Below are 14547 nucleotides of genomic sequence, written 5' to 3' on the forward strand. Positions count from 1 at the left end.
TACCGTGTGCCGCATGCGCTCGGGCGCGATGGGCTTGGTGGGGACTGCATCATGAGCCAGCGCGGAAATCCCGGTGACGATGACCGTTTTCGCGTGCGGCCCAGCAAGCCCAGGCAGCGCGGCGACACCTTCATTGCCCAGGTGCTGCGCCAGACGAGCAAGGCCGCTGGCGTCTCTGGCCGGGGGCGCAAGACCACCGGCAAGCCCCCCGGTTCGCGCCTGGGGCGCGGTCATGTCGCAGCCCGCTTCACGGGCCAGTCGTTGACGGCGCTTTCTCGCCGGGCCACGGTCAAGGTGCGGCTGGTGTATTTGCAGCAGGCCAGCGGCCGCTCCACCGTGCAGCACCTGCGCTACATCGAGCGCGAAGGCGTGGACCGCCAGGGTGGACAGGGCCGTGCCTATGGCGCCATCACCGACGAGGCGGACACGGCCGCCTTCGAGGAGCGTGGCAAGGGCGACCGCCACCAGTTCCGCTTCATCGTCTCGCCCGAGGATGCGGAGCAGCTCGAAGACCTGCGCACCTACACCCGGCACCTGATGCAGCGCATGGAGGCCGACCTGGGCACCCGCCTGGATTGGGTGGCGGTCGATCACTGGAATACCGACAACCCGCACACCCATGTCGTGCTGTGCGGCAAGGACGACACTGGCAAGGATCTCATCATTTCGCAGGAGTACATCACCCGCGGCATGCGCGAGCGGGCGATGGAACTGGCCACCGAATGGCTGGGGCCGCGCACCGAGCTGGAGATCCAGCGCACCCTAGCCCGCGAAGTGGAACAGGAGCGGTGGACGAGCCTGGATCGCACCCTCCAGCGCGAGGCGGTGGACGGCCTGGTGAAGGTCGAGCGCTTCAACGAACCCAAACTGCAACGCCAGCGTCTGCTGCTGGTCGGGCGCTTGCAGCGGCTTCAACGCATGGGGCTTGCCACGCAGACCCAGCCCGGCACTTGGGCCGTGCATGCCGATGCCGAGAAAACCTTGCGGGCCATGGGAGAACGTGGCGACATCATCCGCACCATGCAGCGCGCGATGGGCGGCAAGCAGCGTGACCTGGCCGTGTTCCAACCGGGCGAGGATGGACACTCCATCATCGGCCGCGTGGCGGGCAAAGGACTGGCCGACGAACTGTACGACCGGGGCTATCTGGTGGTCGATGGCATCGACGGCAAGGCCCACTATGTGGCGCTGCCGCCCAGGACGGAACTGGAGCAGTACCCCATGAGCGCAGTGGTCGAGGTGAAAGGCTCCGCCGAGGTGCGCGCAGCGGACAAGACCATCACCGCGCTGGCGACCAATGGGCTGTACCGCACCGACCATCACTTGGCCATTGCACAAGGCCAGGCCAAGGATGGCCGCGACCCGCATGAAGTGGTTGCGGCCCATGTCCGCCGCCTTGAAGCCCTGCGCCGAGCGGGCATCGTGGAGCGCGTCGCTGAGGGACTATGGAAGGTGCCCGGTGACTTGCCTGAGCGTGGCCGCCAGTACGACGCGCAGCGCCTGGGCGGCGTGGCCGTGGAGCTGAAATCGCACCTGCCCATCGAGCGGCAGGCCCGCGTGATCGGTGCCACCTGGCTGGATCAGCAGTTGATCGGCGGCGGCTCCGGTCTGGGTGACCTGGGCTTTGGCGGCGAGGCCAAGCAGGCGCTACAGCAGCGCGCCGATTTCCTGGCCGAACAGGGACTGGCCGAGCGGCGCGGCCAGCGCGTGATCCTGGCGCGCAATCTGCTGGGCGCGTTGCGCAATCGGGAAGTGGCGCAGGCCGCGAAGGACATTGCCGCTGATACGGGCTTGGAGCATCGTCCGGTAGCTGAGGGGCAGCGCGTGGCGGGTATCTACCGCCGCAGCCTCATGCTGGCCAGCGGGCGCTACGCGATGCTGGATGACGGTATGGGGTTCAGCCTGGTGCCGTGGAAGCCGGTCATCGAACAACGACTCGGCATGCTGATTTCTGCACAGATACATGGTGGCACTGTATCCTGGCAAATCCGACGCCAGTTGGGTTTATCCATTACCTGACGCCAACGGCAATTGAACTCCACCAACTGGATGCGTCTACAACCGATCAGCGTCCGGTAAACTGAGGCACTCGCTTTGCGACGAACGCGTGGACCGCTTCCAGCGAATCCGTGGTTTTCGAGGCCCGATTCATTTCGGCCGCCTCTAACCTCAATGAGGTCACCAGACCGCTCTCGAAGGCAGCAAGTTGCAGGCGCTTGGCGCCCGCATAACCATGCGTAGGACCGGTCGAGAATTGCACCGTCATGCGCTGCGCTTCGTCCAGCAGGCTCTCGCCCGGAACTACTTTCTCGACCAATCCCCAGGCCAAGGCTTCATCCGAACCGACCACGCGGTTGGTCAGGATCATGTCGCGTGCGCGTCGTCCGCCCACTGCGCGCGGCAGGAGCCAGCTGATGCCGAAATCCCCCGCGTATCCAAGGCCGGTGTGGGCCGCCACGAATTTCGTCCCACTTGCGGCAATCAGGTAGTCAGAGGCCAATGCTAGTCCGAGGCCGCCTCCAGCGACCGCGCCTTGTACGGCGCAGACCACCGGGAATGGCAGGCTGGCGAATTGAGGAATCATGCGTTCGACCACCCTCAATTCGTCATCGACCAAGGTAGACAACGCTTCGCCTGCTGCCGCCATTTCGTCGTTGTCGCCGCCGCAACTGAACATCCGGCCCTCGCCGCGCAGCAGCAAAGCGCGAATCGAGCCGTCACGTTCGACGTCTGCAATGACGCCAGCTAGCACGTTGACGACAGACGTGCTCAGCGCATTCTTTTTCTGAGGCGCATTGAGTGTGATGGTCGCAACAGCACCATGCTTTTCGAGAATGACAGAATTTTCGGACATGACGCTTCCTGATGGGCCAAGATTTCAGGCGTCAGCGCGGCGCCATGCGAATAGCGCCATCCACCCGAATGGACTCGGCGTTCATGTAGCCGCAGGTGACGAGAAACTCGACGGCCTGCGCGAATTCATCGGGATCGCCCAAACGCTTGGGAAAGGGCACGCTGGCCGCCAGCGCCTGCTTGACGTTGTCCGGCAGGCCCAGCAGCAATGGTGTTCCGAAGATCCCCGGCATGATGGTGTTGACCCGGATCCCTTCGTCCATCATGTCGCGCGCAATCGGCAAGGCCATGCCCACGATGGCAGCCTTACTGGCAGCATAGCTGGCCTGGCCAACCTGGCCATCCTGTGCGGCGGCCGACGCAGTGTTGACGATGGCGCCGCGGTCGCCATCGGCCAGCGGCGCGAGCGTCAACATGCCCGCGGCTGACTTGGCGATGCAGCGGAAGGTGCCCACTAGGTTGATCTGAATGATGCGATTGAAACGATCTGTTGGGCATGGGCGGATTTCGCCGGTTTTCTTGTCGCGGCTGACCGTCTTGACGGCATCGGCGGTACCGGCGCAGTTGACCAGAATGCGCTCCTGTCCAATGGCGGCGCGGGCCTTGGCGAAGGCTGCGTCCACCTGCTCCTCGGACGTCACGTCCACATTGCAGTAAACGCCTCCAAGCTCGCAGGCCAACGCCTGGCCAACGGCTTCGTTCATGTCGAAGATGGCGACCTTGACGCCATGGCTGGCCAGACGCCGGGCCGTGGCAGCCCCCAGGCCGGAAGCACCGCCAGTGATGACGGCAGAGATGTCGGAATTGAGTTGCATGGTTTTCCTCGATGGGTGACAGACAGGTGTTATTGGCCGATGAAGTTGGGTGCGCGCTTGTTCAGAAATGCCTCCTGCCCTTCACGGTTGTCCGCCGAGCGCATGGCGACGAGGAAGTTGCGCTTCTCATGCTCCAGACCCTGCGCGAGCGGCGTTTCAAAGCTGGACAGGGCTGCATCCTTCGCCAGCGCCACGGCCAGCGGCGAATTGGCCGCAATCCGGCTGGCCATGGCCAATGCTGTCGGCAGGGCCTGGCCGTCAGCCGTCACTTCGGCAACGATGCCTGCATCGCAGGCCTTGCGGGCGTCGATCAAATCGCCGGTCAGCAACAGGGCCATGGCCTTGGATTTGCCGATGGCGCGGATCAGGCGCTGCGTGCCTCCGGCACCGGGAATGGCGCCCAGCTTAACTTCCGGCACGCCAAACTTGGCGGACTCGCCAGCGATCGCGATGTCGCAGGCCAGCGCCAGTTCCGTGCCGCCGCCCAGCGCGAGCTTTTCCACCGCTGCGATGACGGGCTTGGGGAAGCGCTCCAGTTCCGACCAGAAGTGGCCGCCTGCCGCCGCACGGTCGCCCAGCAGCGGCTCGGCGCGCAGCGCGTCGAACGCGGTGATGTCGGCCCCGGCGCAGAACACGCCCTCGGCGCCGGTGATGATGACCGCGCGCACGGTATCGTCGTCGCGCAGTTGCACAAGCTGCGCACGCAGGCCATCGAATACCGCGCGGTTCAAGCTGTTCTTCGCGCGCGGGCGGTTGATGGTCAAGGTGGCGATGGCGCCATCGCGGCTGACGAGCACTTCGCTGGCTTCGCTCATGGTGGCCCCGCTCATCCAAGCCGCTCGATGATGGTGGTGTTGGCCGTGCCCGAGGCCTCGCAAATCGTCTGCAGGCCATAGCGGCCGCCCCGGCGCTCCAGCTCGCACAGCAGGTCAGTGAGCATGCGCGCGCCGGTAGAGCCCAGCGGATGGCCGATGGCTATCGAGCCGCCGTTGACGTTGAGGCGGTCGTCCAGGATGCCGAACTCCTGCTGAAACATCAGCGGCACGCCGCCGAAGGCCTCGTTGACTTCGAACAGATCGATATCGTCGAGGGTCAGACCCGATTCCTTCAGTGCCTTGCGGGTGGCGTCGAGCACAGCGGTGAACTGGATCACCGGGTCGGCGGCGGCCACGGCGGTGCTGACGAAGCGTGCACGCGGCTTCAAGCCGTGCTGCTTGGCATAGGCGCGGCTGGCGATCAGCAGCGCGGCGGCGCCATCGCTGATCTGCGACGAGTTGGCGGCCGTGGTGGCGCCGTCGGCGGCGAACACGGCTTTCAGCGTGGCCATCTTCTCGGGGTTGGGGTCGGCGCGCATGCCCTCGTCGGCGGTGACGAGTGGGCTGTCCGGGTCGGCCGGGTCCTCGTTCAGCCGCACCAGTTGATCTTGGACGCGGCCAGCCTGCGAAGCCTCGATGGCGCGCTGATGGCTGCGCACGGCGAAGGCGTCCAGGGCCTCGCGCGTGAGGCCGAAGCGCTTGTTCATCAACTCTGACGAAGCGCCTTGCGGCAGCAGCGGGTTGTCCTGGTAGCGCGCAAGTTCGCGCGGGCTGTATTGCGTGCCGAGCGGCGCGCCTGGCTTGAACGACGGCGGCATGGGGGCCTGCGACATCGACTCAACCCCGGCACCAATGACCAGTTGGTAAGCGCCCGCCTGGATGCCATGCACGGCAAAGCTCACCGCCTGCTGACCGGAGCCGCATTGCCGGTCAACCGTCACCGCCGGGACGGATTCGGGCAGCCCCGCCGCCAGCACGGCATGCCGGCCCAGATTGCCGTGCTGTTGCTCCCATTGCAGCACGCAGCCGACGATCACATCGTCCAAATCGGCGGGGTTGATGCCGGAGCGCTCGACCAGCTGACGCAGCGTCTCGCCCAACAGATCGACGGGGTGCCATTTCTGCAGGCGCCCGCCGCGCTTGCCCACGGGTGTACGCAACGCACCGACTATGACGGGTTCATGGTTATTCATGTTCTTCTCCTGGTGCAAAAAGGTTGGCTCACTCAGCGTAGCGGCCCGCATGCTCGATGCGGATGCGCTTCTTGTCGAGCTTGCCGACGCTGGTCTTGGGGATGGCTTCGACAAACAGAATCTGGTCTGGCAACTGCCACTTGGCGAAGGCGCTGGTTAGGTGTTCCTGCAATTGCTCCTGGGTCGCCTGCTGGCCCGGCCTCAGCACCACCAGGGCCAGCGGCCGTTCCTGCCACTTCGCATGGGGAATGCCGACCACCGCGGCGTCGCGTACGGCCGGATGGCCCATGAGCAGGTTCTCCATGTCAATGGATGAGATCCATTCACCGCCGCTCTTGATCACGTCCTTGATGCGGTCGGTAACCTTGAGGTAGCCGTTCTCGTCCACCGTGCCGACATCGCCCGAGCGCCACCAGCCGCCCTCCAGGAAGCGGTCGCCTGAATCCGGCATGTCGTGATAGCTGGTCGTGATCCAGGGGCCGCGCAGGCAGATCTCGCCAGCCGACTGTCCGTCGTGCGGGAGGTCCTGGTCGTCTGCATCGAGAATGCGGATGTCCACCCCGGTAAGGATCAGGCCCTGCTTGCGCTTGAGGTTCCACTGCTCGTCCTGGGTCAGGCGCTTCTTGAGCGTGGACTTGAGGCGGTTGACCGCCACCAGCGTCGTGGCTTCGGTGGCGCCGTAGCCGTGCACCACCTCGGCACCCGTCAGTTCGTAAAAGCCGATCATCATCGACAGAGGTGGCTCGGTGGCGCCGGACAGCATGCGCATGCGGCTGAAGTCCGGCTTGACCGGCAACGTCTCGATGTACTGCAGCATAGGCTGGAAGATGGCCGGTGCGCCGTTGGTGATGGTCACGCCCTCGGCGATCATGGTGTCGACCAATGGCTTGGTGTCCTCGGCGGCGTAGCGGCCCGGCAGCACGATCTTGTCGCCCAGCAGCGTGGCCGCCTGCGGCAGGCCCCAGCACTGCCCGTGGAACATGGGCGTGATGAGCATGACGCAGTCGTCCAGCGTCATGCCCATGTTGGTGGCCATGCCCGTGGAATGCAGGTAGATTCCGCGGTGCGAGTAGTACACGCCCTTGGGCTTGCCCGTGGTGCCGGTGGTGTAGCAGGCGCTGTAAGCCGAGGTTTCGTCGATCTCGGGCCAGTCGATCTTGGCGTCGGCGGCGGCCAGCAGGTCTTCGTAGTGCAGCAGCGGCGCCAGCGTGGTCTTGACCTGGTCCAGCGGCTTTTCGGTCATAACGATCCAGCCCTTGATCTGGGGCGAGTTCGCTGCGACGGATTCGGCAATAGGCAGCAATGATTCGTCCACGCAAACGTAGGACACGTCGCTATGGCCGACAACGTAGCCCAGGTCCTCGGGGCCCAGGCGCAGGTTCATCTGCAGCATGACCGCGCCCAGGCCGGGGATGGACCAGTACAGCTCGAAGTGGCGCCGGCTGTTCCAGTCCAGGACGCCGACCCGGTCGCCCGGCTCGACGCCGAGCGCGCGCAGCGCATTGGCGCTGCGGCAGACGCGTGCGTAGCAGTCGGCATAGGTGTAGCGGTCCCAGCCGCCGCCGGGTGTGCGATACACGATCTCCTGATCCCCATGGGTGCGTGCAGCGTGGCGGATCAGCGTCGTGGTGTTCAGTTGGCGCTCGTTGCCCGTGGTGGACGGGCAGCCGCGGACAGGCTTGGTGGGCTGGACGGTTCCGGTCATGTGCTTGTCTCCTAGGTAGTTGTGTCGAGTGCCTGGAACCGTGGGGCCGGGGCCGCTTCGATGGCGCCGGAGGGGGTGATCTGGTAGATGCCCCGTGCCGCGTTATGCGGATGCTGCACCGACTCGGCGAGGCTGAGCACGGGTGCAAAGCAAGCGTCGCTGCCTTCGAGCAGCGCGCACCAGTGCGCTCGGGGCTGGCTGCGGATGAGGGCTGCGATGCGCTCTTTCAGCGCCGGCCACGTTGCCGTGTCGTACTGGTCGGCAGGCTCCACGTCCGCCAGGCCCAGCTTCGACAGCAGCAAGGCGTAGAAAGGCGGCTCGATCGCGCCGAGGCTGATGAAGCCGCCGTCGGCGCAGGCGTACACGTCATAAAACGGCGAATCGTGAAACGGACTCGGCTGCGCGCCATCGATCTGCCCATTGGCGCGAATCCAGTGCACCAGGGTGCCCAGCATTGCCACGATGTCAACGATGGCGGCGTCCACGACCCGGCCGCGGCCGGTGGCGCGCGCATCGACCAGCGCGCAGGCGACGCCGAAAGCCATGCCCAGCGCCCCGGCCGCGTCCCCGAGTACCGTGGGCGGAACGATGGGCGCTTGCCCTTTGTGTGCCGACAGCGACAGCAGGCCGGTCAGCGCGACGTAGTTCATGTCGTGTCCGGCGGCCTGGGCGAGCGGGCCGTCCTGGCCCCAGCCCGTCATGCGGCCGTAGACCAGCCTGGGGTTGCGCGCCGCACACTCGGCGGGGCCGAAGCCCAACCGTTCCATCACACCGGGGCGAAAGCCTTCGATCAAGGCGTCTGCCTGAGCGATCAGGTCCAGGGCACGCGCCTTGCCTTCGGGCGACTTCAGGTCGATGACCTCGACCGTCTTGCCGCGGCGCAGCGGGTTCTCCACCGCCCCGCCCAGCCGCCGCGCCGCAGCGGCCTGCTCGGCGCGTGTCAGCGTAATCACCTCGGCGCCCATGTCAGCTAGCATCCTGGCGGCCAGCGGGCCTGGCCCTATGCCCTCGAACTCCACCACGCGGACGCCGTGCAGCGGCATCTGCAGCGTATGCAACGTGTGCGACATGTTCACAGCTTCCTCGAAACCAGGTCTTTCAGGACCTCGTTGGCGCCGCCATAGATCTTCTGCACTCGCGAAGCGGCATACATCCGCGCGATCGGGTACTCGGCCATGTAGCCGTAGCCGCCGAACAATTGGAGGCATTCGTCCACCACGCGGCACTGCTGCTCGGTGCACCACCACTTGGCCATATAGGCGGCCTCGTTATCCAGCGTGCCGTCCAACAGGCGCTGGGTGCAGTCGTTGACGAAGCTGCGCACCACATGCGCGATAGTGGCCACCTCGGCCAATTTCTGGCGCGTGAGCTGCATGTCGAAGAGGGGCGCGCCGAAGGCCTTGCGCTGCTTCGTGTACTCCACCGTGACGGCCAGCGCCTGCTCGATAGTGGCGGCCGCCGGCACGGCAATGAGCATGCGTTCGTAGGGCAACGCGCCCATCAACTGCCCGAAGCCCTGACCTTCGACCTCGCCCAGCAGTTGGTCGGCCGGCACGCGCACGCCGTCGAAGAACAACTCCGCCGTGTCCGAGGCCTGCATGCCGATCTTCTCCAGTAGTCGGCCAACGCTAAAGCCGGGCAGATTCTCGGTTTCCAGCACGAACAGCGACACGCCCTTGCTGCCTGCACCGCTGGTGCGCGCCGCGACGATCAGCAGGTTGCCAGTGAAGCCGTTGGTGATGAAGGTTTTGGCGCCGTCGATCACGTAGTGGTCGCCGTCGCGGCGGGCCCGGGTGGAAATGGCCTTTAGATCCGAGCCGCAACCCGGCTCGGTCATCGCGATGGCGGCCAGCATCTCGCCGTTCGTCACCTTGGGCAGCCAGCGCTGCTTTTGCGCTTCCGTGCCGAAGTCCAGGATGTAGTGCGAAGCGATGGTGTGCACCGCGATATTGACTGGCATCTCGGCCTTGGCTAGCTCGTCCTGCACCACCAACTGGTAGGCAAGGCTGGCGCCGGCGCCTCCATAGGTCTCGGGCATCTCGGGCAGCAGAAAGCTCATCTCGCCGAATGGACGCCAGACCTCGCGCGGGATGTAGCCCTGACGGCGCCATTCATCGAGCCGGGGCGTGAATTCGGCGGCAACGTAGCGGCGCACCTGCTCGCGAAATGCGTCGATCTCGCCGTCCATCCAGGCGTGGCGATAAAGCTGTGGCAACATGAGAGCGTCTCCTTATATGTTGGCTTCTGTCCCCGCATCGGACGTTCCGCGCAGTGCCACTGCCGAAATGTTTTGGGGATGACACAATCGTAGTAATTGGCCCCTGCAAGGGCGATGGCGGATTACCTCAATCAACTGACAATTAACTTCTTTCGGCCTATGCGACCGGCGTTGGCCCCTTAGAATCACACGCCATGCTGGAACCCGTCTTAACCGCTCCCATCTTTGCCGTGCATGGCCTGCTGGACGGTGCGCGCGGCAAGGGGCTGGCCACGCCAGAATGGCTGGTAGGTGTGCTGGGGCGCGCGGGCATCAGTGAATCGCTGCTGGAGTTGGAGGAGTCGCGCGTGACCGTGGAGCAGTTCAACGCGCTGTTCATCGCCGTCAAGGACAGCCTGAACGACGAGTGCCTGGGCTACCTGCATGGGCGGCCGATGCGCCCGGGCAGCTTCGCACTGATGGTGCGCAGTGCGTTCACTGCCCACTCATTGTCGTTCGCCCTGCGCCGCCTGGGTGAATCCTTTGCTTTGCTGCAGGACGATGTGGCGCTAGTCCCCGTGACTGAGGGCAGGCTGACGGGTGTCGCGCTCGATATGCGTGGCGGCCCGGGCGCGCATGCCGACTTCCTGCACGCACATCTGCTGCGCGTGTTCTGGCGACTGCTGGTATGGCTGCACGGCGGCCGACTGGTGCCGCAGCGCTTCGACTTCAACTTTGCGCCGCCACCTCACGCGCAGAACTACCAACGCATCTTTTCCGGCACGTTGTGCTTTGGGCAGCCGCGCACGGCCGCCTGGTTCGACGCCGATGCCTTCAAACAGCCGGTGCGGCGCGATCGGGACGCGCTGCAGTCCTTCCTGCGCGCCACGCCAGGCAACGTGGTGGGGCCGTACCTGAACGAGCGCAGCGCCAGCGCGCGGGTCCGCATGGTGCTGCAGCGGGCCAGTCCCGAATGGCCTGATCTGGCCATCACTGCGCAGCGCCTGCACATGTCGGTGAGTGCGTTGCAGAGGCACTTGGCCTCCGAGGGCACTTCTTTCCAGGCGCTAAAGGACCAACTGCGGCGCGACATGGCGATCGTACGCCTGACCAGCAGCGAAGCCTCGCTCGCCGCCATCGCCGCTGACCTGGGCTTCACCGACAGCACCGCCTTCCAACGCGCCTTCAAGGTCTGGACCGGCAGCGCGCCGGGAGCCTACCGTGCCCGCTCGCGCACCAAGCAGTACCTTACATAGAGGTATCCGACCAATTTCAGCTTGGCCGCCGAGGAGATCGGCGCCTTCATGGCTACCGGGGCCGTGGCCTGCTTCGGGCGAGGCTCTTGTGCGCTCAAGAGACTGTTGACCGCCGTTGGGGGTTGCACCGACGGCAGCGCAGTGACTGGCTGCGCCAGGACGCAGACGTTTTCCGTCAGCCTATCGAGGTCATTCGTCATTGTCACTTGTCAGTGCTGACCTTAAGCTAAAAATGAACTCGCACAGCATAAGAGTGATGGCTGTGCACCATTGAAGCGGCATTGCCAGAATGTAAACCAAGCATCATGACCGACGCAGCCCCGGCACTCTCGTATCCGTTCTCTCATCTCCCGCTGCCTGGTCAAGCCATTGAAATCAAGCCAGGTGTGCTGTGGCTACGCATGCCGCTGCCGTTTTCCCTGGATCACATCAACCTCTGGGTATTGAGCGATGGTTCTGGTTGGGCGGTCGTGGACACCGGAATTCGTAGCGTGGACGTAATGAACGCATGGTTCGCCTTGTTCGCTCCTCAGGGGCCGCTAGCAGGCCGTCCTGTCTCCCGTGTAATGGCGACGCACATGCACCCGGATCACGTGGGCATGGCGGGATGGTTGACACGTCGCTTCGAATGCGCGCTGTGGATGACACGAGACGAGTATTTAAGCTGTCGGGTGATGCTTGCCGATTCAGGGCGGGAAGCGCCAGTCGATGGTGTTCGCTTCTACCGGAGAGCCGGATGGAGCGACACCGAGGTCGATGAGTATCGCACTCGGTTTGGTGACTTCGGCAAAATGATTCATCCTTTGCCTGACAGCTTTGTACGGCTCACGGATGGTCAGATGTTGCGGATCGGGAATCAGGAATGGGAGGTCATTGTTGGCACAGGACATTCTCCCGAGCACGCGTGCTTTTACTCGCGCGAACTGGATTTGCTGATATCGGGAGATCAGGTTCTTCCCAGGATCAGTTCCAATACCTCCGTGTACGCCACCGAGCCGCATGCTAATCCTTTGCAGGGCTGGCTCGACTCCATCGACCGATTGCTGCAACGCGTACCTGGGAGCGTCTTGGTTCTGCCTGCCCACAACGAACCTTTCTATGGCCTGCACCTACGGTTGGAGCAACTACGTGCGAGCGCCGTGAAAGGCACAGACCGTGTCAGGCAACAACTTGCGCAGCCTTTAAGGGTCATCGACCTAGTTCGCGTCTTGTACCGTTCGTCCACTGTTGCGGAGCAAATGCACCTCAACCTCGCGACCGGAGAGACACTCGCCCACCTGAACTATCTCGACCAGCGTGGGGAAATCGTGTCTGCAGAGGATGAAGACGGCGCCATGCGCTATCGGCTCGCCTGATGCGCTAATTTGCCCTCAAGGATGTAGAAGCAACCCAATCAAGCCCAGTCATTGACTGGGTTCTTTGTGGGGGGGTGTTTCGAGAGCAATGGGTATTTGCACCAGCGCGCCGTGTATGGCCTTCGGTCCTTTGAACACCTTGTTTGCGAACTGAATCGCACCGGGTTTGGTGGAGGCTAGTTTGTTGAAGTGCAGGCGTTAGCCTGCACGGTATTGGCAACTTGCCTCCAGTAGTTTGCCTCAGCTTCCGCTGGCGGTATATGTCCTATAGATTCCAGCAGCCTGTCATGGTTGAACCAGTGCACCCATTGCAGCGTTGCCAGCTCCAGTGATTCCTTTGTTTTCCACGGCCCTCGTTTGTAGATAACTTCCGTTTTGTACAAACCGTTGATGGTTTCGGCCAAGGCGTTGTCGTAGGAGTCGCCAGTGCTGCCCACTGAAGGCATCAGTCCAGCTTCTTCCAAGCGTTCGGTGTAGCGAATGGACACATACTGACTCCCCCTGTCGGAGTGGTGAATCAGTTTGGTGTCGCTGGACGGCTGCCGTGCATACAGAGCCTGCTCCAAAGCATCCACCACAAAGTCCGTACGCATATGGCTGCTGACCCGCCAGCCCACTATGCGGCGTGCATACACATCAATCACAAAGGCCACAAACATCTGCCCTTGCCATGTAGATACATAGGTGAAGTCTGCAACCCAAAGCTGGTCAGGGCGCTGAGCTGTGAACTGGCGGTTGACCAGGTCTAGCGGGCTTGGCCGTGCCACATCTGGGCGTGTCGTACGCACCTTCTTGCCTCGTCTAGCGCCTTCAAGGCCCAGCTTGCGCATCAGGCGTTGCACTGTGCAGCGGGCAATGGTCAAGCCCTCTCGGTGCATCTGCTTCCAAACTTTGACGGCACCATACACCTGCCAATTGGCGTGCCACACCCGTTGAATATGACTGCAACGTTCTTCATCTGATTGGCTGCGCTTGCAGCGCAGCCAATAGCAGTTTCTTTGTTGAACTCTGCGCCTGTAGCCCGATGGGGCAATTTGCAGCAACCTGCAAATTGGCTCGACCCCATAGGCATCACGATACTGGTCTACAAAGTCAATTAACTCTTGATGCGACGGTCCAGCTCCGCCTGCGCAAAAAAAGCGCTCGCAGCCTTGAGGATGTCATTGGCTCGGCGCAGTTCCTTGTTCTCTCGCTCCAGTTGCTTGAGCCGCTCACGTTCATCCGTGGTCAATCCTGGGCGTTGGCCTGCATCTATTTCTTTGCGCTGCACCCATCCATGCAAGGTGCTGACAGAGCAGCCAATCTTGGGGGCTATCGATTCACATGCGCCCCACAGCGATGCGTAATCCGCTTGGCATTCCTGCACCAAACGTACGGCACGTTCACGTACCTCAGGGCTAAAACGAGCAGCTTTAGTGTTCATGACTCAATCCTCTCAGGAGTTGAGCCTCCACGGAAGCCGGTGTGATTCAAACTGGTCTTGAAGTGGCACCTTTCACAGATGCTCGACAGGGTTCATCTCAATTTTGCTTGACGCTTGACCTCTTGGCGCACTTGACGGGGCCCTCAGAAAGGGGCCGTTTGTCATTCGATCGGGGCGCTTCGTCATCGCGGATTGCTGCACCGGCACCTACGATTCCTTGCGTGCGCTGGACGATATGTAGCGGTGCGGCGATGACCGCCGTCCCCACGATCCGGAGCCAAGTTCAAAGGAGACAAACACGTGTGCCAAATCGACATGCAGAAGCTCGCCGACGACGCTCGCTTCAACCGCTTTCATGCCAAGGTGCTTCTATGGTGCCTGTTGATTCTCATCATTGACGGCTATGACATCGCCGTGGTGGGCATCGCCCTGCCGTCCATCATGCAGCAGATGGGCGTGAACGCATCGACTGCCGGTTTCATGGCCAGTTCGGCGCTGTTTGGCATGATGTTCGGTGCTATGGTTCTGGGCACGCTGTCCGACCGGATTGGTCGTCGCTGGGCCCTCTCCATTGGTGTCATGCTGTTCAGTGTGTTCACTGCGGCCGCCGGATTCACCAAGGACCCCATCAGCTTCAGCGTGGTGCGCTTCATTGCTGGCTTGGGGATTGGTGGCGTGCTCCCGGTCATCGTGGCACAGATGGTCGAGTATTCGCCCAAGAAGATCCGCAGCCTGATGACGGCACTGATGACTTCGGGCTACGCACTGGGCGGCATCCTGGCTGCGGTGCTGGGCAAGCAACTGATCGGCGAGTATGGCTGGCAGGCCGTGTTCATCGCGGCGGGGGTGCCCGTGCTGCTAGCAGCCTGTCGGACTTTTCCCCTCGCCGGTAGAATTGCGCATCGCTCCTGGAACCTGACTGTATGAGCCGCTTT

At 63.3% G+C, this 14547-nt stretch carries 12 protein-coding genes and 1 other annotated feature; of the genes, 4 read left to right on the plus strand and 8 right to left on the minus strand.

Annotation, left to right across the window (positions count from 1 at the left end):
• Positions 1–51: 51 nt before the first annotated feature.
• Complete coding sequence (locus ACSSNI_RS18600; RefSeq protein WP_008642578.1) at positions 52–2019, plus strand: relaxase/mobilization nuclease domain-containing protein; 1968 nt, start codon at positions 52–54, stop codon at positions 2017–2019.
• A gap of 46 nt (positions 2020–2065) precedes the next feature.
• On the opposite strand, the gene ACSSNI_RS18605 is transcribed toward ACSSNI_RS18600, so the two are convergent.
• The 7 genes from ACSSNI_RS18605 to ACSSNI_RS18635 are packed head-to-tail and all read right to left on the minus strand — an operon-like array spanning position 2066 to position 9569.
• On the minus strand, positions 2066–2854 hold the full coding sequence (locus tag ACSSNI_RS18605; RefSeq protein WP_448259925.1) for an enoyl-CoA hydratase/isomerase family protein: 789 nt from the start codon (positions 2852–2854) through the stop codon (positions 2066–2068).
• Positions 2855–2885: 31 nt separating this feature from the next.
• Positions 2886–3668 carry an SDR family oxidoreductase gene (locus ACSSNI_RS18610; protein ID WP_448259927.1) on the minus strand — a complete coding sequence of 261 codons (783 nt, stop codon included), beginning with the start codon at positions 3666–3668 and terminating at the stop codon, positions 2886–2888.
• Between the two features lie 29 nt (positions 3669–3697).
• Positions 3698–4483, minus strand: coding sequence for an enoyl-CoA hydratase/isomerase family protein (locus tag ACSSNI_RS18615; protein ID WP_448259929.1), 786 nt, complete (start codon positions 4481–4483; stop codon positions 3698–3700).
• Between the two features lie 11 nt (positions 4484–4494).
• Positions 4495–5676 carry a thiolase family protein gene (locus ACSSNI_RS18620; protein ID WP_448259931.1) on the minus strand — a complete coding sequence of 394 codons (1182 nt, stop codon included), beginning with the start codon at positions 5674–5676 and terminating at the stop codon, positions 4495–4497.
• A gap of 28 nt (positions 5677–5704) precedes the next feature.
• Positions 5705–7381 carry a long-chain-fatty-acid--CoA ligase gene (locus ACSSNI_RS18625; protein ID WP_448259933.1) on the minus strand — a complete coding sequence of 559 codons (1677 nt, stop codon included), beginning with the start codon at positions 7379–7381 and terminating at the stop codon, positions 5705–5707.
• An 11-nt stretch (positions 7382–7392) separates the two neighbouring features.
• Positions 7393–8451 (minus strand): CaiB/BaiF CoA transferase family protein, encoded by a 1059-nt coding sequence (locus ACSSNI_RS18630; RefSeq protein WP_008642587.1) that lies wholly within the window; start codon positions 8449–8451, stop codon positions 7393–7395.
• A gap of 2 nt (positions 8452–8453) precedes the next feature.
• Entirely contained in the window at positions 8454–9569 is a 1116-nt protein-coding gene (locus ACSSNI_RS18635; protein WP_448259938.1) for an acyl-CoA dehydrogenase family protein, read from the minus strand.
• Between the two features lie 224 nt (positions 9570–9793).
• Here ACSSNI_RS18635 and ACSSNI_RS18640 point away from each other — a divergent pair, with 224 nt between their 5' ends.
• Together ACSSNI_RS18640 and ACSSNI_RS18645 are read left to right on the plus strand one after the other, a co-directional pair.
• Positions 9794–10834: an AraC family transcriptional regulator gene (locus ACSSNI_RS18640; RefSeq protein WP_034201272.1), complete on the plus strand. Its 1041-nt coding sequence runs from the start codon at positions 9794–9796 to the stop codon at positions 10832–10834.
• Between the two features lie 305 nt (positions 10835–11139).
• A complete protein-coding gene (locus ACSSNI_RS18645) occupies positions 11140–12189 on the plus strand; it encodes an MBL fold metallo-hydrolase (RefSeq protein WP_021025934.1) in 1050 nt (349 codons plus the stop codon).
• A gap of 176 nt (positions 12190–12365) precedes the next feature.
• On the opposite strand, the gene ACSSNI_RS18650 is transcribed toward ACSSNI_RS18645, so the two are convergent.
• Positions 12366–13612 (minus strand): IS3 family transposase gene (locus tag ACSSNI_RS18650; protein WP_226145690.1). Its coding sequence is split into 2 segments (ribosomal slippage): positions 12366–13321 and positions 13321–13612, totalling 1248 coding nucleotides; the frame shifts between segments, so codons are not numbered across the junction.
• Positions 13215–13331: a sequence feature (AL1L pseudoknot), on the minus strand. Its footprint overlaps the gene before it by 117 nt.
• A 300-nt stretch (positions 13613–13912) precedes the next feature.
• On the opposite strand from ACSSNI_RS18650, the gene ACSSNI_RS18655 reads away from it, so the two are divergent.
• Positions 13913–14539, plus strand: a complete 627-nt coding sequence (locus ACSSNI_RS18655; protein WP_448259936.1) for an MFS transporter — start codon at positions 13913–13915, stop codon at positions 14537–14539.
• Positions 14540–14547: the final 8 nt, after the last annotated feature.

It is taken from the genome of Stutzerimonas tianxiuensis, from assembly GCF_053470365.1.

Excerpts from the sequence above, each read along its gene's own strand:
- ACSSNI_RS18630 (WP_008642587.1), bottom strand. The coding sequence starts at position 8,451 with ATGTCGCACACGTTGCATACGCTGCAGATGCCGCTGCACGGCGTCCGC.
- ACSSNI_RS18615 (WP_448259929.1), bottom strand. The coding sequence starts at position 4,483 with ATGAGCGAAGCCAGCGAAGTGCTCGTCAGCCGCGATGGCGCCATCGCC.
- ACSSNI_RS18600 (WP_008642578.1), top strand. The coding sequence starts at position 52 with ATGAGCCAGCGCGGAAATCCCGGTGACGATGACCGTTTTCGCGTGCGG.
- ACSSNI_RS18640 (WP_034201272.1), top strand. The coding sequence starts at position 9,794 with ATGCTGGAACCCGTCTTAACCGCTCCCATCTTTGCCGTGCATGGCCTG.
- ACSSNI_RS18625 (WP_448259933.1), bottom strand. The coding sequence starts at position 7,381 with ATGACCGGAACCGTCCAGCCCACCAAGCCTGTCCGCGGCTGCCCGTCC.
- ACSSNI_RS18645 (WP_021025934.1), top strand. The coding sequence starts at position 11,140 with ATGACCGACGCAGCCCCGGCACTCTCGTATCCGTTCTCTCATCTCCCG.
- ACSSNI_RS18605 (WP_448259925.1), bottom strand. The coding sequence starts at position 2,854 with ATGTCCGAAAATTCTGTCATTCTCGAAAAGCATGGTGCTGTTGCGACC.
- ACSSNI_RS18635 (WP_448259938.1), bottom strand. The coding sequence starts at position 9,569 with ATGGACGGCGAGATCGACGCATTTCGCGAGCAGGTGCGCCGCTACGTT.
- ACSSNI_RS18610 (WP_448259927.1), bottom strand. The coding sequence starts at position 3,668 with ATGCAACTCAATTCCGACATCTCTGCCGTCATCACTGGCGGTGCTTCC.
- ACSSNI_RS18620 (WP_448259931.1), bottom strand. The coding sequence starts at position 5,676 with ATGAATAACCATGAACCCGTCATAGTCGGTGCGTTGCGTACACCCGTG.